Here is a 20,867-nt window from a genome sequence, read left to right as displayed (position 1 = left end):
GGCGGCTTAACCGAGCATCGTGAGCAACTCCGCCTCGTTGATGACCGGCACGCCGAGTGTCTGCGCCTTTTCCAATTTGGAACCAGCTTCTTCACCCGCCACCACGTAACTCGTTTTCTTGCTCACGCTGCCGCTCACTTTCCCACCCGCGGCTTCGATTCTGGCGGTGGCGTCGTCGCGCGTGAGCGTCGGCAGCGTGCCGGTGAGCACGAACGTTTTTCCCGCCAGCGCACTGCCCGCCGCCGGCACGATTGGGTCGACGCCCGCCCGCACGAGCTCGTCGATGACGTTCCGATTGCGCGACTCAGCGAAGAACGTCAGAATCGCATCCGCCATCGTTTCGCCGATCCCGCCAATCACCGACTCTTTATTCTGAATAAAATCGTCTCGTTGCGCCGTCGCGAGCGCTTCCAATCCACGGAATTTCCGCGCCAGATCTTTCGCCGCCGCCGCGCCGACATGCGGAATTCCCAGCCCATTGATGAAACGCCACAGCTCCGCGCGCTTGCTGGCCTCGATCGCCGCGAGCAGGTTGTCCGTGGATTTCTCGACACTTTTCCCGAGTGTGAGCAGCTCGTCGCGTCGCAGGCGGTAAATGTCCGACAGCGTTCGCACCCAGCCTTTTTCCACCAGCACATCGACCATCGCTTCACCCAAGCCCTCGATGTCGAGACAAGCCTTCGACGCAAAGTGCTGCACGCGCCGCCGCACTTGCACAGGGCATTCGAGATTGGGACAACGGAGCGCCACCTCGCCTTCGATCTGCACGACCGCCGTGCCGCAGACGGGACACCTTTCCGGGAACACATACGGCACGCAGGCAGGCGTCCGCCGCGCGGGATTGACGCCGATCACTGCTGGGATGACTTCCCCCGCTTTCTCCACGAAAACGAAATCGCCCACGCGAATATCTTTGCGCGCGATCTCGTCGCGGTTGTGCAGCGTGGCGCGTGCGACCGTCGTGCCGGCGAGCACCACAGGATCCAGTTCGGCCACGGGCGTGAGCACCCCGGTGCGGCCGACCTGCACCGTGATGTTGAGCAACTTGGTTTCGGCCCGGTCAGGCGCAAACTTGTAAGCCATGGCCCAGCGCGGCGATTTGCTCGTCGACCCCGCGCGGCGCTGGAGTGCCACGGCATCGAGTTTCACGACGGCGCCATCCGTCGCATACGCGAAGCTCTCGCGCAGTTTCCCGAGTTCTTGCACCGCGCCGAGGACGGCGTCGGCCCCTTGCACCGTCCAGAACTTCTCCACCGTCGGCAGGCCCCAGGCCTTCACCCAGCCATGAAACTGCGTCTGCGTTTCCGGCAAGGCCGCGACCGGCTCCAAATACCCGCGACCGTAGAGGACGATCTCCAGTTTTCGCTGTCCCACCTCGCGGGCGTCCAGTTGCTTTATCGTGCCGGCGGCGAGATTGCGCGGATTCGCGTAAACGGGTTCCCCTTCTTCCTCCCGCTGGCGGTTGATCCGCTGAAATTCCGCCGTCGTCAGATAAATCTCTCCGCGAATCTCGATCACGTCCGGCACCGGCGCATCCGGGCCGCGCTTCAATTCTCGCGGCAGCGAGCGGATCGTCAGGGCGTTGGCGGTAATGTCATCGCCTTCCACGCCGTTTCCGCGCGTCACCGCACGCACGAGTTTCCCTTTTGCGAACGTAAGGCTCACCGCGAGTCCGTCGATCTTCGGCTCCACGACGAATTCCAGTCCGTCGCGTTCCAAATCGCGCGTCAACCGGTCGTGAAACTCTCGCAGCTCCTCAGCGGAGTAAGTGTTGTCGAGACTCATCATTCGCTCGCGATGGCGATACGTCTTGAATCCTGCCGTGCGATCATCCCCGACTGCGCGCGATGGCGAGTTGTCCCCTCCCAATGCCGGCCACGCTGCCTCCAGGTCCGCCAGCTCCCGCTTCAACCTGTCATAGTCAAAATCGCTGATCTCCGGCTTCGCCTGCCGATGGTAAAGTTCATCGTGACGCGCGATCTCCGCGCGCAGTTCATCAAGTCGTTGCTGGGCCTCGGCCGACGTCATTCCGCCAAAGTAGGCACCCGCGACCTCATCATTTCAATGCGGACCTTGGCCTTCTCACTCCGAATCAACCGCCACTCCAAGAGTCGCCGGTAGTCGGTCCAACTCAAGTAACACCAAGCCGCGACAAGCGCACCCGATGTATCCGTCATCCAATCGAACACATCGCAACTGCGGCCGGGCGTAAACGCCTGGTGGAGCTCATCCGACACGCCGAACAACGACGTCAACCCCACCGCGATCAACACGGCGGCGGATCGGTTGCGCTGCACCAATCGGAGTCGAACGATCAACGTGGCGAGCAGTCCGAACACGAAAAAATGCACGACCTTGTCGCCGTGGGCGAAAATCATCAGGGGCGCGACCTCGGGCGGCACGGCGTGCGCCGACGCGAAGACGACGGTCAACGCGAGCGCGACAGGCCAGATGATTCGCCAATGACCGACGGGAGATTCCTTGAACATGGCAATCTGAGACACGGCTCCCACTAAAAGTGCCGCGGCGGAGCCTCGCAAGTGAACCACTGCACGCGCAGTCACTTTTCGCGCTTGCATCCGTTAGTCTGCGTCCGTCTTGTTCGCCCCTCTCTTGTTCGGGCCGTAGCGTAGCCTGGTAGCGCGCTTGCATGGGGTGCAAGAGGTCGTGAGTTCGAATCTCACCGGCCCGACCAGTTTCTCAGTGTGGCAATCCTCTGGCCACAAGCCAGATAGGATTAAGGGGCGACGGGCAAATGCACGCCGTTGCACACCCGTGAGGATGCCAGCACCGCGAGCCAGCGGCACCGGCATTCGTCACCCCAGTTGGTCTCTTACACGATGGTTTGGGCGAAACGCGTCAGACGGTCGTGCACGCGTTGACGCCCCAAAATGCGGAAAATCCCCGTGATGCTCGGGCCAGCATTCGTGCCTGTGACCGCCAATCGCGCAACGGCTTGGTAGTCGCCGAAACCCAATCCGCGCTGCGTCGCGAGTTGTTTGATCGCTTCTTCGATCGCTGCGTCGCTCCCGAAATCCATCTCGGCTGCGGCGGCGAAAAGTTCACTCAACCGCGCGCGCGGATCACCTTTTCCGAGCACCTTTTCGCGCACTTTCGGGTCGATCGGAAAATCGTCCTGGAAAAAATAAACCGTGTAGGCCGGCAATTCCTCGAGGCCTTTCACCTTCGGCTGACTCACCATCATCACCTCGCGGAAATAATCCGGTGCGGCCGACAGCGCGGCTTTCGCCGAGGCGTTATCCGACAATCTTTCGAAGTAGGTTCGCGCCAGAGCCACGAATCGCTCGGCCGGCTGCTCCAGCAGATAAACCATGTTCATGTGCGCGAGTTTCTTGTCGTCAAAGCGCGCGTTGCTCTGGTTGACGTCCTTCAGATCAAACAGCCGCACGATCTCCTCCAACGGCATTTTTTCGCGATCATCCCCTGGATTCCATCCGAGCAAGGATAGAAAATTGACCAGCGCCTCCGGGAGATACCCCCGCCGCTGATATTCCTCCACCAAGGCGCCTTGGTCGCGCTTCGACATCTTGCCCGGGCCGTTCTGTTTTAAAATGAGCGGAATGTGCGCAAACACCGGCGGCGCCGCACCGAACGCTTCGAACAAATGCACATGTTTGCTCGTGTTGGACAAATGATCCTCGCCGCGGATGACGTGCGTGATGTTCATGGCGATATCGTCGACGACGTTCACCAAATGAAACACGGGATTGCCGTCGGAACGCACGATGACGAAGTCCTCGTCCTCCACGCGCTCCACCCGCCCGCGAATCCGATCCTCGATCACCACGGGCGGCGTCGCCACCTTGGTGACGGTTTTCTTGCGATGATCGTCAAACACCTCGCGCCGCTCGCCAAGCAACTTGAACCACACCGCGCCGTCCTTCTCGTAAGCGCGCCCGGCCGCGAACAATCGCTCGACGGACTGCTGGTAAATCGCCGTGCGCTCACTCTGACGATAAGGTCCAAAATCGCCGCCCACCTGCGGGCCTTCATCCCAGCGCAGCCCGAGCCAGTTGAGACTGTCGTAGATGACATTCAGGAACGGCTCGCTGTTGCGCTCCTTGTCGGTGTCCTCGATGCGCAGGATAAACGTTCCGCCGGTGTGCCGCGCGTAAAGCCAGTTGAACAATGCCGTGCGCGCGCTCCCGATGTGAAAGAAACCAGTCGGACTCGGGGCAAAACGCACCCGCACTTTGGACCCCGCGGGCGATGATGGATTGTGGCTTGGCATGACGTAGCTGCGCAGCAAGAAGCAAGCGGTGAAGCCTGTCAAAGCCGCTCCCATCGATCCGGCCGCGCTCGCCGCGCGGTTCGCACAGGCCGGAACGCGGGCGGGCTTTCGCGTCGAAACCATGGGCTCAGCGGCCGGCGTTCCCCTGCTCGCCCTTACGCGCCGCACCTCGGGCCCCCGCCCGCGCATCTATCTTTCAGCGGGCATTCATGGCGACGAACCCGCGCCGCCCCACGCGCTTTTGCGCCTGCTGGAAACTGGCGTATTCGATGCACGCGCCACGTGGTTCGTGTGTCCGCTGCTCAACCCCGCCGGCTTCGTCGGCGGAACCCGCGAGGGGCCGTTAGCCATCGACCTGAATCGCGACTACCTTGCGCCGCGCAGCCTCGAGATCCAAGCGCACACCGCGTGGCTCGCGCGTCAGCCGCCGTTCGACCTCGCGCTTTGCCTTCATGAAGACTGGGAAGCCACTGGCTTTTACCTTTACGAACTCAACGCCGCTGGCCAACCCACCCTTGCACCTGCGATCCTGGCCGCCGCCGGTGCCACTTGCCCGATCGACCTGGCGGATTTGATCGATGGTCGCGCGGCACAAGGTGGCCTCATTCGCCCCCTGCTCGATCCGGCAGCCCGTCCCGACTGGCCCGAGGCGCTCTACCTGCGCGCACACCACACGTCCCTCACTTACACGCTGGAGTCCGCCTCTCGACTACCGCTTGAGGAACGCGTCGCGACGCTCGTCGCCGCTGTGCAGGCGGCGGTCAAAGCGTTAACTGTTGCTCCGCGCAAAACGCCTCCAAATCCCGGGGCAGCGGCGCTGTGAAAACCGTTTCCAGACCGACTGCCGTCAGATCAATGCTCGCGCAATGCAGCGCCTGGCGCGGCAGCACGAGCTGTCGGGCCAGCGAATCCGTCCAGCCGGTCTCGATAAACTCCAAAAAGAGTCGCGCGTCCGGGCCGTAAATTTTATCGCCCACCAGCGCGTGCCCTAACCATGCCGCGTGCGCCCGAATCTGGTGCTTGCGGCCGGTCTCCGTGCTGACATCCGCCCGCGTGAACGTCGCGGTGCTGGCGACCGGTGTGAAATGCGTGACTGCCCGCTGACCATCCGGGCGCACCTTGGTTTTGATGAACACCGGACCGGCTTCGTCATCGCCCAGCGGCTGATCCACCGAAGTGGGAACATCCAGCTTTCCCGTCAGAATAGCTGTGTAGCCCTTTTGGCACCGCCGCTCCTGCATCGCCTTCTGCAGCCGACTCGCCATCCGCGCGTCCTTGGCGAGCACGACCACCCCGCTCGTCTCCCGATCCAGACGAAAAATCAGATGCATCGTCGCCAAACCCGTGTATTCCCGCGCCGCCCCGACGAGGCTCGACCAAGGTCCGTCCTTGGAAGGATGACAAACCACATCGCCCGGCTTGTTGATCACCAGCAGCCGATCGCACTCATGCAAAATCCAGCTCCGCAATTCTTCCGCGGCGATCTGCCGCACCGGTCCTTGTTTCAAGCGAAATTGCCGCCAGCCTTGCGGGTTTGACTCCGCTCCTTCGGGCCCCGTCACGCGAACCGCCCTTCGTAGAAATTCACCATGGCATCACCTTGCCGGTCAATGGAGGCCGCCGGCAAGTCCGCCGCGAAAAGGGAAGCACTATTTCACGGTTATTAAACGTCGACAGAGGTTGCAAAACGCACCAACCGCGCGAACGCTTCCCGTGCTCCCCATGAAAGGTTTTCCCCACGGAAGATCGGTTGGATTCGACGAGATCGTCAAAGACGGGAGGCTTTTGCGGCACCGGATTTCAGGCCCCTTTCTGTCCGTTAACCCAAATCAAACGCAGATCATGAACAGCCAAAATCATCACGAAATCATTGTTGCTGGCATTCACTTGGACCTCACGCCGTCGCTCAAGACGTTCGTGCAAGAGAAAGCCGCGCGACTGTATCGTCATGAAGACCGCATCGTCCGGCTTCGCTTCGAACTCGAATACGATCCTACGCAGACCAACCGTTTCACCGCCAAGGGGCACGTGGAAATTCAAGGTCCCAATCTCAATGCCACCGTGACGACCGAGGAATGCCACAAGTCCGTCGCCCTCCTCATCGCAAAACTCGACCGGATGCTCGAGCGACGCGCGCAACTTCGTAAGTCGAAACGCAAGCAACCCCGCGCGATAGAATTCGCCGACGTCGCCCTGCCCAAAATCACCTAGTCACCTCTCTCGCGGCTTCACGCGAAAAGCCCGCCGGTCAAACCGGCGGGCTTTTTCATGCGCCCCCCAAAAGGGTTTCGCTTAAACGGACGCCGGTGCCTTCGTCGCGGCCGCGTTATTCTCATCGACCCAGCGCACGCAAAACTGCACGAGCTGAGTCGCGTTGCGCAGGTTGAGCTTGCTCTTGATGTGGGCCCGATGCGTTTCCACCGTCTTGATGCTGATATGGAGCCGGGCGGCGATTTCCCGCGTCGGCACGCCGTTGCCGATCAAACTCGCGATCTCAAGTTCACGGTCGCTAAGTCCGCTCACCAACGAGCCATCCTCCGGCACGCCGCCCCCCGTCAAACGGTTCAACATCTGGCTCGCGACATTATCGCTCACGTAAAGATGCCCCTTGCGGATTCTGCGCACCGCCTCGAGCACCTTTTCGGTCACTTCCTGTTTCATCACGTAGGCGCGAGCGCCCGCTTTCAGCACCCGCAACGCGTAAATGGATTCGTCGTGCATCGAGACCACGATCGCCTGGATGTTGGAGTCAAAGGCCTTGATGCTCTTGATGAGCTCGATGCCCGAGTTCCCTTTCAACGAAATGTCCACGATGACGAGGTCCGGGCGAAGTTTCATGACATCGTTGATCGCCGTGGCCGCGTCCTCCGCCTGACCGCAGACTTCCATGTCCGACTCAGCGGAGATCAACGCCGCCAGACCGCGCCGCACCAGCGCGTGATCATCGACGATATAGATCCTCGTCCGCATCTTCGTCACAAAGTCCGACGGGCTGGCGTCGGTCACGTTGGAGGATTCGTTGTCGGTTGAGTTGCGCGCACCGTTTCGGCTCAAGGTGCGCTCCGCACGCGTGGCGGTTGATTGGAGAGTTTCCATTGTGTCTTCTGAGTTGTCGTTTCGCCCTGAGCTGGCCATCGGGGCGTGCGGCATGGTAGCTATACCCCCCCTAATGTTCCTTGTTTTGTGCGGCTCATTTGCAATTGAACCGCTTGCGCAAAATTACGTTTTTACCTCGGAAAACGGAGCGCGCACCGACGTGCATTTTGCATGAAAAAACGCCTCCGCTTTCCACCCGGCATCGCCGTATCCAGCTATCGGATTTACCACTCCGGGGCCGCGCCCCAGCCACGCCTCAATAGGCCGAGCTGGGAGGGAAAAAGACGTGACGCACCGTCGCGGCCATGATCTGCAAATCCAGCGAGAGCGACCAGCGTTTGATGTAGAGCATGTCGTAGCCGATCCGCTTGCGCAGTAAGGAGGGCTCAGAAATTTCGCCGCGAAAACCTTTGCTCTGCGCCAAACCGGTGATGCCGGGTTTCACGAAATGGCGCGCGTGGTAGAAATTCACGACCTTCGCGAACTGTTCGTCGTGTTCGAGCAAATGAGGACGCGGTCCGCTCACACTCATGTCACCGAGCAGCACGTTGAGAAACTGCGGGATCTCATCGAGGCTGGCCCGACGCAGAAACCGGCCAAACGGATAGATCCGCGCGTCGTTCTTGCCCGCCTGCCGGCTCTCTTGCCCGTGATTCACGTTCATCGTGCGAAATTTGAAGATGAGAAACTTCCGCCGGTTTAACCCGGAACGCAGTTGGCAGTGAAAGAGCGGACCGGGTGATTGGATTCGTTGCATGCACCACACCATCAACATCAGCGGCGGGAAAATCAGCACGACCACGGGCAGGGCGACGACGATATCGAGCAGACGCTTCTGGATCTGATTCAACGGATGATCCAACGGTTCGTCGCTTCGTGTGACGAAAGTGTAGTTCTCCTCGTGTTCCACTCGCACGGCCCGCTCGCCAAAAAATTGCTGCACGTTGGAGAAGAAGCGCACACGGCAGCCCAATTGCTCCGCAATCTCTGACACGGTGTCCGCAGCTTCTGCCGTCAAGTTAGCCTGCGAGACGAGAATTTGCGTTGCATCGTGCTCAATCAACACGCGCCGCACATCCCGCTTCGTCCCCAATCGCGGCAAGGTCGTCTCCGCCGGAGCGTCCGCATCTCCAATCCAGCCGATTACCTCGATTCCGCCAGCGAGGTGCGGGCGCTGCCGGAGCCATTTGACGAAACCTTCCACCTCCTTGGCCGGCGCGATCACAACGGTTCGCATCCCGCGAGCGCCGAAAAACAACCGCGCAATCAAAGGCGGAAAATACTTGTTTGCGATGATCAAGGCTCCGGCGAGCACACCAAGGTAACCGATCAAAAATGTGCGCGAGATATTTCCGTCCTTCGTTACCACGACGACGGCGAAAAGCACGATCGCGATCCGGCCGATCTGCTGCCGCGAAAGACGTATCGCGTCGCCCCAGCCCAAACACCCCAGTTTTTCGCTGTAGCCGCGCAGCCCTTGTTGCACCCACAGTCCCGCGCAAACGGTCGCCAGCAAATACAAGTCGCGGTTAACGTGCTTGGAAAATTCGATCCAGCCCACGGCGTTGACAAAGCCTCCCCACGTCAGGAATAGGACGACGGCAGTGATCGCGAGGGTGCAACCGTGCAGATAAACGAGTCCTTGCTGGCGATCTTTAAACATAGTGGGCGGGAGGCGCTCGTCTGTTGGACACATCGAGCATTACTACAGTAACGCGCGCGCCGCCGATTTCGTATCGGCTGCACACGTCTGTGCTCGTCCTCCGCACCATTGGCCGCGTATCGGGAATTTCCTGAAACTCCCCTAAGAACTGGGATCAATCTTGTCTTGGTTGGCGCACTTATGGCTCTCTCGATTCGCTCAACGCCCGGCGTGAGCGTCACTTATGATCACTCAATATATAGAGTTTGAACGGCGCCCAACATTCGCCTGTTGCCCTTCCCAGACTGAAAGCGCGCGAGCGGCCACTACTTCGAACACGCTCTTCAATCCTTCGCCCCGCCCCTACTCTCCCGCGGCAAGCAACAACGCCGAGCCCGCAGATTCTGCCGCGAACGAGCGCACCGCCGCACGGGGATTTCCGCGCAACGCCCAAAGCGCACCTCTTCCACGTGCCTGTGCCCCTTGCCAGGAGACGTCCGCGATCTGAACAAAAAATGTCCGCCAGCACCGCGCGGTGAGATCGCGGGTGCCGCTCACTCGACACTTCGAGCCGCGTGCATCCGTGGAACCTGCGCCGTCGCTGCCGAACCAAGCACTCTCTTCCGAATGAAATCCGCCATCCTGTTCACCTGCACCGCTCTCACGCTGGTGCCGTCCGCTCTCGCCTTCACCGAAATCGAACGAGGGGAACTGCTCCTCTCCACCACGGCATCGGCCACCTATGACTCCCGGGTCCTCGGCGGTGCCAGTGGTGCCGACGATATGATCTTCACGCTGTTCCCTCAACTCATCTACCGCCGGAGCGAGACTGCGCAGCTTAAACTCGACGCCCACGCCGGCGTCAGTGTGAAGCGCTACTACGATCTCACCCAATTCAACTCCGAAGACGTGACGTCCGGCATCAACCTGCGTTTGCCGCAAGGAGTCGGCCCCCGCTTCTCCGGCTCATTTAAAATGAGCTACGACGAGCACTCGGACGTGAACTACGACGTCAACCAACGCGTGCGGGACAAAATTTTCTCCACCCGGCTCGATACCAATTTTCTTGCCGGCCTCAAAACCAGTTTCGATTTCGACGCCGGCCTGCTCCAAGCCCACCGGAATATTTACAGTGATCGCGATCAATGGGACGCCGGCCTCGGCTTCAACTATCTCGATTTTCTCCAAGGCACTGCGCTGCACGTCCGCTACCGGCACCTGGACAATGAGACCTCCGGCGACAACTCGTTTGGCGTCCCGCTCAACCAGAAACTCGATACTTACTCCGTCGGTCTCTCCCGCCCGATCTACTCCGATGTGAAAGCGTCGGTGAGTTACGGCTACCGCATTCTGGATCGCTCGCGCGCGGAGACGGTGACCGGCGAAACCCACTACGCCGGTTCTTTTGTCAGTGCCTCGCTTGAGGGCCCCTTCCTGCCCGCTTCGCGCTTTCCCAAACTCGACAGTTCCCTGTCGCTCTTTTACCAGTCCTCCGACGTTCCGGGCATCAATGATAACAACACCCGGCGCTTCGGGGGTGCCGCTAATCTGAGCTGGCAGGCCCGCCCCAATACCAAGCTTTCGCTGAACGCTCGCCGCGCCCTCGAGCTCACGATCGACGATCTGACCGTCGAATCCACCTCTGCCTCCTTCGGCGTGACCGAGGATATCGGACACTTCATCGACGCGGGCGCCACCGTCGGTTACGATCACCGCGTCTATCGCGGCATCTCGCGCGATGATAACGTGCTCTTTTTCCAAGGACGCATCGGCTATCGCATGACGAAATACTGGAGCGCCAGCGGTAACTATTACTATCGCAATTCCGATTCTTCCAACGCGATTGCCAACTATCAACGGCACATCGTGTCGGTTTCAGCGAACTATACCTTCTGACCATGCGTCGTTCCCTTAGCACTCTCATTCTGGCTCTGAGCTTTTCGCTCGGCGCCTGCGGGCACGCCGACACGGGCGATAGTTATCCAGCCTCATCCGCACCCGCCCAACCTTTTGGCTCTGGGAGCAGCGCTCTGCCTGCCGCCCCCGCCGTCGGGAGTGCCGGCGCGACCGGCAACGATGCGGGGCCCACCGATCCTGCCTATCTTCTAGCGCCCGGCGATTCGGTCACGGTGAACGTCTACGACGAACCCGACATGTCCGCCTCCCAGCGCCTCGATGTCGACGGCCATCTGCGGCTGCCGCTCATCGGCGATGTGAAGGTGGGCGGCAAAAGCGTGCGGGAAGCGGAGGACCAATTGGAGAAACTCTACACTGACCGGCAGCTTTTGAAAAACCCTCTCGTTTCCATTGCCGTCTCGAACTACGCCCTCCGCGAGGTCTCCGTCCTCGGCGCGGTCAGGTCTCCGGGCAATTTCCAATTTCCCAAGGAAACCACGAGCATGGACATCGTCGATCTCATCACCCGCGTGGGCGGATTTCTGCCGACGGCGAAATCCGATGCCGTTAACGTCGTGCGCAAGACGGCTGACGGCAAGGAACGCGTCACCACCGTCGACGTCGAACGCATGATCACCAAGCGCCGCCAGGGCGACGCCGAGCGCCGCGATTTTCCAATCTATCCCGGCGACCGTATTTGGATTCCTGAGCGGTTATTCTGATATCTCCTCCTCTCTCTGCTGATCTTCCCATGCCCACTAAAAAGACCGTCTCAACTGCGAAAGCCGCAGCCGCCGCCAAGGCTGCGCCGCCGTCCCGCATCTCGCCGCGTGACATGCTTCAAATGCTGCGCGATCGCTGGCCGATCGGGCTGATTGTAGGTCTCATCGCGGCCGGCATCTTCATCTATTTCCAGCCCAAGGCCGAGTTGCTTTATCGCAGCGAAGTATCGCTTCTTTTCGAGTCCCACAAGGATCGCGTGCTCAATATTCAGGAGGTGGTGCAGACCGGCGTTTATAACGCGAACGATCTGAACATCCACATGGAGCAGCTCCGTAGTCAGACCTTTTTCGACTATATGCTGTCCTCTTTTACGCCGGACGAGACCCGGCGCATTCAGGAGCCCTACCGCGACACCACCAATCCCAACGCGCCGCTGCCCTCGCTCGCTGACATCATTGGCCCGAACGTAAGCATCTACGTGCGCCGCGGCACCACCATTCTGGGCATCGCCGTCACGAATCGTAACGCCGAAAACGCTGCGCTCATCGCCAACCGCTACGCACGCCGCTATATTGATTTTAATCTCGATCGCGCAAACAGCGGCACAAACTCCGCCATCGTTTTTCTCCGGAATCAGTCCGAGGAGATGCGTGCTCAAGTCGAAACCGCCGAGAATGCCCTGCAAGCGTATCGCGCCAAAAATAACATCGCCGCGCTCGGGCAGAATCAGAACGTCATTCTCCAAAAGGTCACCACGGTGGGTAACGCGCTCGTCGCGGCGCAAATGGAGCAAGTCGAGGTCCGTTCGATCTTGGACAAGGTCGACGAATATAAGAAGGACGGTAAAAATCTCCTCGAGATTCCCGAGATCCAAAGTTACCCGGAAGTCGCCGCGCAGAAGGCCCGACTCGATAGTCTGGCGGCGCAGCGCGCGATGCTCACGGAACGCTACCTCCCGGAACATCCCAAGATGAAGGACAACAAGCTGGACATGCAGGAGACGCAGCGCCTGCTGAACCAGAACATCGCGCTCGCCGAGGCCAATCTCCGCACGCGGTTCCTCATCGCCAGCCAGCATGAGTCCCGTCTTCGCGACGAACTCGCCGAAGCGGAGAAGATGGCCCACGAGCTCGATAAGATCTCCGTCGATTACAAATTCCTGGAGCAGGAAGCCGCCACCAAACGCTCCACCTACTCCCGCATCGTCGATCGGCTCAACGAGGCCAGCGTGGCGAGCCAGATGGAGAACACCAATATCAAGATCTTCGATCCGGCCTACGTTCCGTCCACTCCCGTCAGCGGCGGCCTCCTTCAACTCCTCCTCAAATCCGGCGCGATCGCGTTGGCCTGTTTCATCATCATTCCCGTCGGTCTGGGTTTCATGGACACCCGCGTAAAGACCGTGACCGATGTCGAGGATGCCCTCGGCGAGTCGCTGCTCGGAGCGGTGAAACGCATCGAAGGCCTCGGCGAGGCCGAACGCGCCCACGTCTTCCGTCTGCGCAAAGACGACGCTCTCGCCGAGAGCTATCGCGGCATCTACAGCGCGATCGATATCAGCTCCACCGTCGGCTACCCCAAGGTGCTGATCATGACCAGCAGCATGCCGGGCGACGGCAAAAGTCTCACCGCCAGCAATCTCGCCGCCGTCTACGCCGCGCACAATCGCCGCACGCTCTTGGTCGATTGCGATCTCCGGCGCCCGGTGTTGCACCGCTATTTCGGGGTCGATGGCAGTTACGGCTGGATCCAGAGCCTCCTCCCGAATCCCAACGGAGAAACGCGCCGCAACCCCGTGGTTTCCATCGCGGAAAATTTCCACCTCCTGCCCGCTGGCGGCGTCGCCAAGAATCCCACCGAAACCCTTGAGCGTTTTGCCACGTCACCGCTGCTCAAGTCCCTGCGCGAGTCCTACGACATCATTATCCTGGATACGCCACCGGTCGCAGTGTTTCCGGATGCATTGCTCCTCTGCCGGCATGCCAACGAACTCGTTTACGTCTGCAAGTTCGGCACGACCCGCATTCACAATATGCGCAAGACGCTCCAGCGGCTGCACGAAACGGGTATCACCGTCATGGGCTTGATCTTGAATCAAATGCCCGAGGCCCGCTTCCGCCGCGCTGGTTTCCAAGGCTACGGCGCTTACAACAAAGACTATTACCGCGCTTACGCGCGCGCCGACGCCTGAGCGCGTCCTCTCTCTTGCCGCCGTGTTATCCAGCTCCGTCACCGTCGGCGTGTTGCGCACGGCCACCGGTGTCGTCCTGCTCGTCGCCCTCATCGTCGGCCCGCTAAACTTCGCTTCGACCCGGCCCGAGGGGTTCCATCTCCTCATCGGTCTTTGCGCGCTGGCCGGCGCCTTGTGGATCGCTGCGCGCGTTGCCAGCCAATCCATTTTTCCGCCCTCGAAGTGGGTCTGGGCCGCGGTCTGCACCTGCGTTGGAGTGGCGTGCTTTTGGTCCCTGCAACCGCCGGCCCCGCTACCGGAATTCACGACCCACCACCTCGCCCGGGTGTTCGCGCGTTGGCCCCGCAGCATGGTGCCCCGCGATCCGGCCTCACTGATCTTGTGGGCCATCTCCGCCCTCGGCGCACTCCTCGCCACGTGGGATCTCGCCCGCGCCCCGAAGTGGCGGCTCGCATTCGTCGTCGCCATGGTTGGCACCGGAGTCGTCGCCGCGACGGTGGGTTTGCTCCAAAACGCCACGCATGCCCACGGTATTTACTGGGAACAGGGTCCCCGGTTTCCCGGCATGTTTTTCGGCCCGTTCTATCACCACACCAGCGCGGGCGCATATTTGAATTCCGTTTGGCCGTTGGCCGCCGTGCTCGCGCTCAGCGGATTTCGTGATGGCACCTCCAAAACCCGGTGGATCGGTGCACTGGGCGGCATCGCGACCGTCCTGCTTCTCGTGGCGCACGCGGGCCATATTTCCCGGTTTCCTCAGGTCATCGCCGTGCTGGTGCTCATCGCGCTCATCGCGTGGCTGCGGCCATGGAATTTGCTGCCACCTTCGCATGGCGTGCGCGTTGCGTTCATCGCGGCGGTGGTGGCCATCGCTGGCTCCGTGGCACTGTTCGGCGCGGGCAAAGTTCGGACCATCCAAGACCGATGGTCCCAACTTCAGTTAACTCATCTGCTCGGCCGCGGGGCCGCCACGCCTTCTGCACCCGCCGCAGATTGGCCGCGATTGATGCGCGGCGATCTATTCGTGCCCTCGCAACACGCCAACTACGTCCTCGGCGATCGCGGTGCCGCTTACGCGACGGCATGGCGCGCCATGGAGGCACGCCCGTGGCTCGGCTGGGGACCCGGTGGGTGGACCGCCGCCGCTGCCGCAGAATCGCAGGATCCGTTTATTCGCACGTTTTTTCTCTATCTGCAGTTCACGCATAACGACTACCTCCAGACCGTGGTCGAATGGGGCTTGGTCGGTGCTGCGGGATGGGCGTTTCTCGTCTTCGGCGGCATCGCCCACGCCGCTGTCCGGCTGCTGCCTTATCCCGCGCACGATCTGTTTGGCGCGGGTGCGATTGCGGCACTTCTGGCACTCTTGGCGCAATCTGTGGTCGATTTCCCGCTGCAGGTTCCAGCGATCCAACTGAATGCGGTGGTGCTCATTGCTCTCGCATGGTCTGCGGCCGGCCCTGCGGACCGCCTTCCTATCTCTACTTGTCCATGAGTTCAACCTCCCACCCTTACCACATCGTCGTCCGTCCCAACCAATCGTGGTTTCGCTTGGATTGGCGCGGCATCGTCGAATATCGCGACTTGCTGTTCCTTCTCGTGCGCCGCGATTTTATGTCGCGCTACAAGCAGACGATCCTCGGACCTTCGTGGTTCATCGTGCAGCCTTTGATCACGACCGTCGTTTACATGGTCGTTTTCAACAAGGTCATCGGCGTGTCCACCGGCGGGGTCTCTCCGGCGCTGTTCTATCTCTCCGGCCTGCTCGCGTGGTCCTACTTCTCAAACCTGATCTCCACCACGGCCACGACGTTCATCGCCAACGCCAATATCTTCGGCAAGGTTTACTTCCCGCGTCTCGTGGTGCCATTCGCACTCTCCATGTCGAACGCCATCTCGTTCGGCATTCAACTGGGCACGTTTCTCGTCGTGCTGGGCGTCAACGTCTGGACCGGCCACTTCGTAACCACGGGCGCCGACGTCTTGGCCGCCGTCGCGGTGATGCCACTCTGCCTCCTGCACATCGCTCTGCTCGCCCTCGGCGTCGGCTTAACCCTCGCCTCGCTGACGGCGAAATATCGCGACTTCCAGCATCTCATTTCTTTCGTCGTCAACATCTGGATGTATGTGACGCCGATCATCTATCCCTCCAGCCGCATCCCCGCGAAACTCGCGTGGATGGCGCAAATCAATCCCATGGCGCCGATCGTCGAATTGATTCGCAGCGTGTTTCTCCACACCGCGCCGATGCCCACCGGATCCTACCTCCTCTCGGTCGCCACGACCCTTATTATTTTCCTCACGGGCGTGCTGCTCTTCCAGCGCACCGCCCGCACCTTCATCGACATTATCTGACGCCATGTCCGCCCTTCCGGAACCCATCATCTCCGTCAACCACGTTTCCAAGCGTTACCAGCTCGGTAAAATCGGAATGACGTCCTTTCGGGACGAAATTCAACGCTGGTGGGAGCGTCGTCGCAGCGCGCGCAACGGCACCAAACCCACCGATTTCTGGGCACTCCGCGATGTCAGTTTCGATGTCGCTCACGGCGAAGTCGTCGGCCTCATCGGTCGCAATGGCGCCGGTAAGAGCACTATGCTCAAACTTCTCAGTCGCATCACCGAACCCTCCAGCGGCGAGATCCATCTCCGCGGCCGCGTGGCCAGCCTGCTGGAGGTCGGCACCGGCTTCCACCCCGAGCTCAGCGGACGCGAAAACATTTTCCTCAACGGCGCCGTCCTCGGCATGACGAAGGCCGAGATCCATCGAAAGTTCGACGAAATCGTCGAGTTCTCCGAAATCGGGAAGTTCATCGACACGCCCGTCAAACGTTACTCGAGCGGCATGTATGTGCGGCTCGCGTTCGCCGTCGCCGCGCACCTCGAACCTGAAATTCTGATCATCGACGAAGTGCTTTCCGTCGGCGACGTGGCGTTCCAACGCAAGTGCCTCGGCAAGGTGCAGGACATCTCCCGCCACAGCAACCGCACCGTTCTCTTCGTCAGTCACAACATGAACGCCATCGAGACGATCTGCTCGTCCTGTGTGTGGTTGCGCGGCGGTCAGCTCGTCGCCCAAGGCAAAAACGTCCGCGAGATCGTGCGCAACTACATCGCCGACCAATCCCAGCGGCGCGAGCCGATGTGGACCAACTCCGGCAAATCCTGGCACAACGATTGGTTTCAACTCCATCGCGTCTACGTCACCGACAGCCGTGGCGCCCTCCTCACGCACCCCGCGCGCAACGATGAACCCGTCACCGTGGTGATCGAAGGCGAGGTCCTCAAATCCGACCCCAGTCTCCAGATCGGCTACGCACTCTACAACGGCGATGGCGACGTGCTCTATTGGAGCACCAATCTCGATCAGCCAGAAGCCGAATGGGTCCAACTCGAGCGCGGCCCGTGCCGCCTCACCTCCACGATCCCGGCGCGTTTCGTCAACGAGGGCGAATACCGGCTCGACCTCTTGTTGCGCCTCTATCGCCGCGCCTGGATCTGCGAGCCCGGCGGCCGCAGTCCCAACATTCACTTCGAAATTCGCGGCGGCCTGAGCGAATCTCCGTGCTGGATCGAACGTCGCCCCGGCTGCGTGGCGCCCATCCTTCCGTGGGATGTGCGCACCGGCGTCGAAGCCTTCGCTTAACGGTCATCGAAGTGGTCTAAAACCCTTCACCCCAGCGCGAACAAACCTCTCGCGCGTGAGTCCGTGCATGGGGTGCAGCCGTTGCCGGCGCGCACACCCTATGTTCCAGCGCCTCCCGCCAACTCAGCCCGCAGCATCGTCCTGCGTTGCACACGTCGCCCGCCAAGCGAGGGCGTCGCTTTGCCTCGGCGCGCGGCGTTCCGACTCCCCGGCTCTCCGACGGGATTCAACGTAAACCTTTTCCTGCGCTTCGCGTTCCTCTCCATCGTGTCCTCCACTTCAACCACCTTCCCTTCCCGCCGAGCCGCGAGTTCAACCTCCGCGGATGCCCCTTTGCCGCAGCCGTCGACTTCGGTGTCGGCCTCCGCCTCGCGCGCGACCTCGGCTGTTTTCACACTCTTCGAAGGCAACTATCATCTCGGCGCGGCCGCCCTGTTTAATTCCCTTTATGCCGCGGGTTTTCGCGGACCGTGTTACGCCGGCGTGCGAGGCGACGCCCCGCAGTGGACGACGCGCCGCGCGGATGGCTCCCACGGTTTCGAAACCGCCGACGGATTCTCAGTCCACATCATTCCCCTCCAGTCGGAACATCATCTGACCAACGTTAAGCCGCTCATCTTTCAGCGGCTCTGGGCCAACGAGTGCGCCAACATCCCCGCGCTGTTCTACTTCGATCCCGATATCGTCGTGAAGCGCAGTTGGACCTACTTCGAAGCCTGGGTGCAGCACGGCGTCGCTCTCGTGCAGGACGTCAACAGCACGATGCCCCCCGATCATCCGACCCGGTGCGCGTGGGCCGACTTTGCCGCCGGCGCCGGCTACCAGGTGCGCCGCCCGGTGGCGCACTATTACAACGGCGGGTTTGTCGGCGCTCGCCGCGAACACCTCCCCTTTTTCGATGCGTGGGCCGACCTCCTCCGCCATGCCGAATCCCGCGGCGCCGCCGCCCTCGGCGCCTTTTCCCAACGCAACGATGCACCGCCGTTCATCCGCTTCCCCGACCAGGACACGCTTAACATGGCGGTGATGTGCACCGACGTCCCGGTCTCCACCGTGGGCAATGCCGAGATGGATTTTACCGCGGGCGGCACGCTCATGTCGCACGCCATGGGCCGCCCCAAACCTTGGGCGCGTTCCTACTTGCAACGCGCCGCGAGCGGCATCGCCCCCGCGAACGCCGACAAACTCTTCTGGCAGGCCGCTGGCGTCGGCCCCATCCACGCCTTCGCGCCCTCGATCCTCCGCCGTCAACGCCGCCGGCTCGCCCTCGCCTCCGCGCTGGGCCGGCTGTATCGTCGCACCTGAACGATGCGTTGCGCAGTCAGCACATTGTTTGAGAACGATTACCATCTCGGCACCGCCGCGTTGGCCAATTCGCTCGTGCAAAACGGCTTCACCGGCGTCATCTGGGCCGGCTATCGCGGCCCCGCGCCCACGTGGGCGCAGCAGGGTCGGCGCGATGGCGATGCACTCGTCATCACGCTGGCGCCCGACGCCGAGCTCCGCCTCGTGCCGGTCGAGTCGCCGCTGCACTTCGCGCATTACAAGCCGTGGTTCATGCTGCGCGTGCTCGAGGAACTCGATCCCAGCGCCGATGCCGTTTTCTATTTTGACCCCGACATCGTCGTTCCCACCCGCTGGTCGTATTACGTCGAGTGGGTCGGCTACGGCGTGGCGCTGACCGAGGACAACCACTACCACGTCGGTGTCGACCACCCGCTGCGCCACGCCTGGAAACAATTCGCTCACGACAACCACCTGACCGTCACGCGCGACCTCTCGCGCTTCTGCAACAGCGGCTTTCTCGGCGTGCAACGCGCCCATGCGAGTTTCCTCCGCACCTGGTGCGATCTGATTCGCGCCGTGGAGCCCGAGAGCGGCAGCTTGGCCGGGTGGCGCTCGCTCGATCGCACGCACCGCTTCTGGAGTGCCAATCAGGATACGCTCAATCTCGCCGCCATGGTGACGCCACATCCCGTGGCGGTCTATGGCCCCAACGGCATGGACTTTGTGCCCAGCGCCGGTCGGCCCATCATGAGCCACGCCGTCGACAAACCCAAGCCGTGGCGCCGCCATTACCTCCGCGACTTCTTCCGCGGTCGCCCCCCCACTCGTCCGGACCGCTGGTTCTGGCGCTATGTGGAAGGTCCGCTCCCCGTTTTTACGCACCGCCGGGCGCGGCAACAACAAACCTGCATCCGCCTCGCTGCCTTTCTCTCCCGGTTCTACCACCGGCCCGAGGCCTGACGCGTCATGAGAATCGCCTTCATCTGCACTTCGCTTCAACCCGGCCGCGACGGCGTCGGCGACTACACTCGCCAACTCGCCGCCGCCTGCGCGGAACGCGGACACGAGTGCCGGCTCTTCGCGATCAACGACCGCCATCTCGCGACTTCGATTGAAGACGACGACGGTTGCGTGCGGTTCGCCAGCACCGAGCCGTGGCCCAACCGCATCGCCGCTCTCGCCTCCGCCCTCCGCGACTTCGCTCCCGATTGGGTGAGCTGGCAAATTGTCGCCTACGGGTTCGATCCGAAGGGCCTCATGCCCGCCGCCGCCGCGCCTCTGGCTGCGCTCTCCGGTGGTTGGCAGACGCACGCCATGTTGCACGAACTCTGGCTCGGACTCCCTGCCGGCGAAAGCGTTCGCACTCGACTCGTCGGTGCGTGGCAGCGCCACCGCCTGCTCGCCTTTTTGCGCCGCCTCGCTCCCCAGCGCGTCCACACCTCCAACGAAACGTATCAACGCGTTCTCCGGCGCTGCCAGTGGCCCGCGCAAGTGCTTCCGCTGTTCGGCAACATCCCCATCGCGCCGCCCGCGGCACCCTCGCCGCTTGCCGAGCTCGCCCCCCGCCTTTCGCCAGCCCCGCGGACGATTGGCGTCATGTTCGGCACGCTCCACGCGCAGTGGCGCGCCCGCGAAACGTTCTCTTTCCTCCGCGCCGCGGCCGCCGACACTCATCGCTCGATCAGCCTGGTAACCCTCGGCCACGGTGGACCGCAGCAGGACGCCATCCTCGCACCCGTGCGCGCAGAGTTTCGCGATATTCCGGTGCTCACGCTCGGTGCCGCCAGCCCCACGCGAATTTCTCAAATCCTGCAATCCGCCGACTTCGGTCTTTCCTCTCACCCGTGGGCGCTCGTCGAAAAGAGCGGCTCAACGGTCGCCATGCTCGAGCATGGTTTGCCTGTGCTCGTGCCCCGCGACGAATGGCGGCTGCGCGGCGACGCTGCATCGACCGCCAGTTGGAGTCCGTTGCTCCGCCCGCTGAAGGGTTTCGCGCCCTCCGAATTCTCCACGTGGCTTGATCATCGTCACGCCCCTGCCCCGCGCTTGCCGCATGTTGTCGACGCGTTTCTCGCCGCGCTCGGCGATCCGGTCCACGCGCCCGCCTCCGCGGCCTGAAACGGCGCAACTCTTC

At 61.8% G+C, this 20,867-nt stretch carries 17 protein-coding genes and 1 tRNA gene; 12 read left to right on the top strand and 6 right to left on the bottom strand.

Annotated features, from left to right (window positions below):
* Positions 1-6: 6 nt before the first annotated feature.
* The gene (ligA, locus tag K0B96_RS07060; protein ID WP_220165435.1) at positions 7-2,028 is read right to left on the bottom strand and encodes an NAD-dependent DNA ligase LigA; all 2,022 of its coding nucleotides are present in this window, start codon (positions 2,026-2,028) and stop codon (positions 7-9) included.
* Positions 2,025-2,504, bottom strand: a complete 480-nt coding sequence (locus K0B96_RS07055) for a VanZ family protein (protein ID WP_220165432.1) — start codon at positions 2,502-2,504, stop codon at positions 2,025-2,027. The genes ligA and K0B96_RS07055 overlap by 4 nt, the downstream gene beginning before the upstream one ends.
* 114 nt (positions 2,505-2,618) lie before the next feature.
* Here K0B96_RS07055 and K0B96_RS07050 point away from each other — a divergent pair.
* Positions 2,619-2,695: transfer RNA gene (locus K0B96_RS07050), tRNA-Pro, on the top strand.
* A gap of 138 nt (positions 2,696-2,833) precedes the next feature.
* Here K0B96_RS07050 and K0B96_RS07045 read toward each other — a convergent pair.
* The gene (locus K0B96_RS07045; protein ID WP_220165430.1) at positions 2,834-4,252 is read right to left on the bottom strand and encodes a glutamate--tRNA ligase; all 1,419 of its coding nucleotides are present in this window, start codon (positions 4,250-4,252) and stop codon (positions 2,834-2,836) included.
* Between the two features lie 28 nt (positions 4,253-4,280).
* Here K0B96_RS07045 and K0B96_RS07040 point away from each other — a divergent pair, with 28 nt between their 5' ends.
* Positions 4,281-5,075 carry a M14 family metallopeptidase gene (locus tag K0B96_RS07040; protein ID WP_255558881.1) on the top strand — a complete coding sequence of 265 codons (795 nt, stop codon included), beginning with the start codon at positions 4,281-4,283 and terminating at the stop codon, positions 5,073-5,075.
* On the opposite strand, the gene K0B96_RS07035 is transcribed toward K0B96_RS07040, so the two are convergent.
* Complete coding sequence (locus K0B96_RS07035) at positions 5,014-5,760, bottom strand: RluA family pseudouridine synthase (RefSeq protein ID WP_255558880.1); 747 nt, start codon at positions 5,758-5,760, stop codon at positions 5,014-5,016. The genes K0B96_RS07040 and K0B96_RS07035 overlap by 62 nt on opposite strands.
* A 334-nt stretch (positions 5,761-6,094) precedes the next feature.
* Here K0B96_RS07035 and hpf point away from each other — a divergent pair, with 334 nt between their 5' ends.
* Positions 6,095-6,463 carry a ribosome hibernation-promoting factor, HPF/YfiA family gene (hpf, locus tag K0B96_RS07030; protein WP_220165426.1) on the top strand — a complete coding sequence of 123 codons (369 nt, stop codon included), beginning with the start codon at positions 6,095-6,097 and terminating at the stop codon, positions 6,461-6,463.
* Between the two features lie 81 nt (positions 6,464-6,544).
* Here hpf and K0B96_RS07025 read toward each other — a convergent pair whose 3' ends face one another.
* Together K0B96_RS07025 and K0B96_RS07020 are read right to left on the bottom strand one after the other, a co-directional pair.
* The gene (locus tag K0B96_RS07025; protein ID WP_255558879.1) at positions 6,545-7,258 is read right to left on the bottom strand and encodes a response regulator; all 714 of its coding nucleotides are present in this window, start codon (positions 7,256-7,258) and stop codon (positions 6,545-6,547) included.
* A gap of 346 nt (positions 7,259-7,604) precedes the next feature.
* A complete protein-coding gene (locus K0B96_RS07020; protein ID WP_220165424.1) occupies positions 7,605-9,011 on the bottom strand; it encodes an exopolysaccharide biosynthesis polyprenyl glycosylphosphotransferase in 1,407 nt (468 codons plus the stop codon).
* Between the two features lie 606 nt (positions 9,012-9,617).
* On the opposite strand from K0B96_RS07020, the gene K0B96_RS07015 reads away from it, so the two are divergent.
* The 9 genes from K0B96_RS07015 (at position 9,618) to K0B96_RS06975 (ending at position 20,851) form a co-directional block, all read left to right on the top strand.
* Complete coding sequence (locus K0B96_RS07015; RefSeq protein WP_220165415.1) at positions 9,618-10,886, top strand: outer membrane beta-barrel protein; 1,269 nt, start codon at positions 9,618-9,620, stop codon at positions 10,884-10,886.
* Between the two features lie 2 nt (positions 10,887-10,888).
* Positions 10,889-11,608 (top strand): polysaccharide biosynthesis/export family protein, encoded by a 720-nt coding sequence (locus K0B96_RS07010; protein WP_220165413.1) that lies wholly within the window; start codon positions 10,889-10,891, stop codon positions 11,606-11,608.
* A gap of 29 nt (positions 11,609-11,637) precedes the next feature.
* Positions 11,638-13,800, top strand: coding sequence for a GumC family protein (locus tag K0B96_RS07005; protein ID WP_220165411.1), 2,163 nt, complete (start codon positions 11,638-11,640; stop codon positions 13,798-13,800).
* A gap of 22 nt (positions 13,801-13,822) precedes the next feature.
* Positions 13,823-15,295 (top strand): O-antigen ligase family protein, encoded by a 1,473-nt coding sequence (locus tag K0B96_RS07000; protein ID WP_220165409.1) that lies wholly within the window; start codon positions 13,823-13,825, stop codon positions 15,293-15,295.
* Positions 15,292-16,155, top strand: coding sequence for an ABC transporter permease (locus K0B96_RS06995; RefSeq protein WP_220165407.1), 864 nt, complete (start codon positions 15,292-15,294; stop codon positions 16,153-16,155). The genes K0B96_RS07000 and K0B96_RS06995 overlap by 4 nt, the downstream gene beginning before the upstream one ends.
* A gap of 4 nt (positions 16,156-16,159) precedes the next feature.
* The gene (locus K0B96_RS06990) at positions 16,160-17,446 is read left to right on the top strand and encodes an ABC transporter ATP-binding protein (RefSeq protein ID WP_220165405.1); all 1,287 of its coding nucleotides are present in this window, start codon (positions 16,160-16,162) and stop codon (positions 17,444-17,446) included.
* 267 nt (positions 17,447-17,713) lie between these two features.
* A complete protein-coding gene (locus K0B96_RS06985; RefSeq protein WP_220165404.1) occupies positions 17,714-18,751 on the top strand; it encodes a hypothetical protein in 1,038 nt (345 codons plus the stop codon).
* A gap of 3 nt (positions 18,752-18,754) precedes the next feature.
* Positions 18,755-19,693 carry a hypothetical protein gene (locus tag K0B96_RS06980; RefSeq protein WP_220165394.1) on the top strand — a complete coding sequence of 313 codons (939 nt, stop codon included), beginning with the start codon at positions 18,755-18,757 and terminating at the stop codon, positions 19,691-19,693.
* Between the two features lie 6 nt (positions 19,694-19,699).
* Positions 19,700-20,851, top strand: coding sequence for a glycosyltransferase family protein (locus tag K0B96_RS06975; protein WP_220165392.1), 1,152 nt, complete (start codon positions 19,700-19,702; stop codon positions 20,849-20,851).
* Positions 20,852-20,867: the final 16 nt, after the last annotated feature.

Source organism: Horticoccus luteus, assembly GCF_019464535.1.
GTDB lineage: Bacteria > Verrucomicrobiota > Verrucomicrobiia > Opitutales > Opitutaceae > Horticoccus > Horticoccus luteus.
The sequence above is the reverse complement of the archived record's forward strand: the minus strand, read 5'-3'. Positions and strand labels throughout refer to the sequence as shown.

Coding starts and splice junctions, on each gene's coding strand:
- K0B96_RS06990 (WP_220165405.1), top strand. CDS start 16,160: ATGTCCGCCCTTCCGGAACCCATCATCTCCGTCAACCACGTTTCCAAG.
- K0B96_RS07010 (WP_220165413.1), top strand. CDS start 10,889: ATGCGTCGTTCCCTTAGCACTCTCATTCTGGCTCTGAGCTTTTCGCTC.
- K0B96_RS07020 (WP_220165424.1), bottom strand. CDS start 9,011: ATGTTTAAAGATCGCCAGCAAGGACTCGTTTATCTGCACGGTTGCACC.
- K0B96_RS06975 (WP_220165392.1), top strand. CDS start 19,700: ATGAGAATCGCCTTCATCTGCACTTCGCTTCAACCCGGCCGCGACGGC.
- K0B96_RS07015 (WP_220165415.1), top strand. CDS start 9,618: ATGAAATCCGCCATCCTGTTCACCTGCACCGCTCTCACGCTGGTGCCG.
- K0B96_RS06980 (WP_220165394.1), top strand. CDS start 18,755: ATGCGTTGCGCAGTCAGCACATTGTTTGAGAACGATTACCATCTCGGC.
- hpf (WP_220165426.1), top strand. CDS start 6,095: ATGAACAGCCAAAATCATCACGAAATCATTGTTGCTGGCATTCACTTG.
- K0B96_RS07005 (WP_220165411.1), top strand. CDS start 11,638: ATGCCCACTAAAAAGACCGTCTCAACTGCGAAAGCCGCAGCCGCCGCC.
- K0B96_RS07045 (WP_220165430.1), bottom strand. CDS start 4,252: ATGCCAAGCCACAATCCATCATCGCCCGCGGGGTCCAAAGTGCGGGTG.
- K0B96_RS06995 (WP_220165407.1), top strand. CDS start 15,292: ATGAGTTCAACCTCCCACCCTTACCACATCGTCGTCCGTCCCAACCAA.
- ligA (WP_220165435.1), bottom strand. CDS start 2,028: ATGACGTCGGCCGAGGCCCAGCAACGACTTGATGAACTGCGCGCGGAG.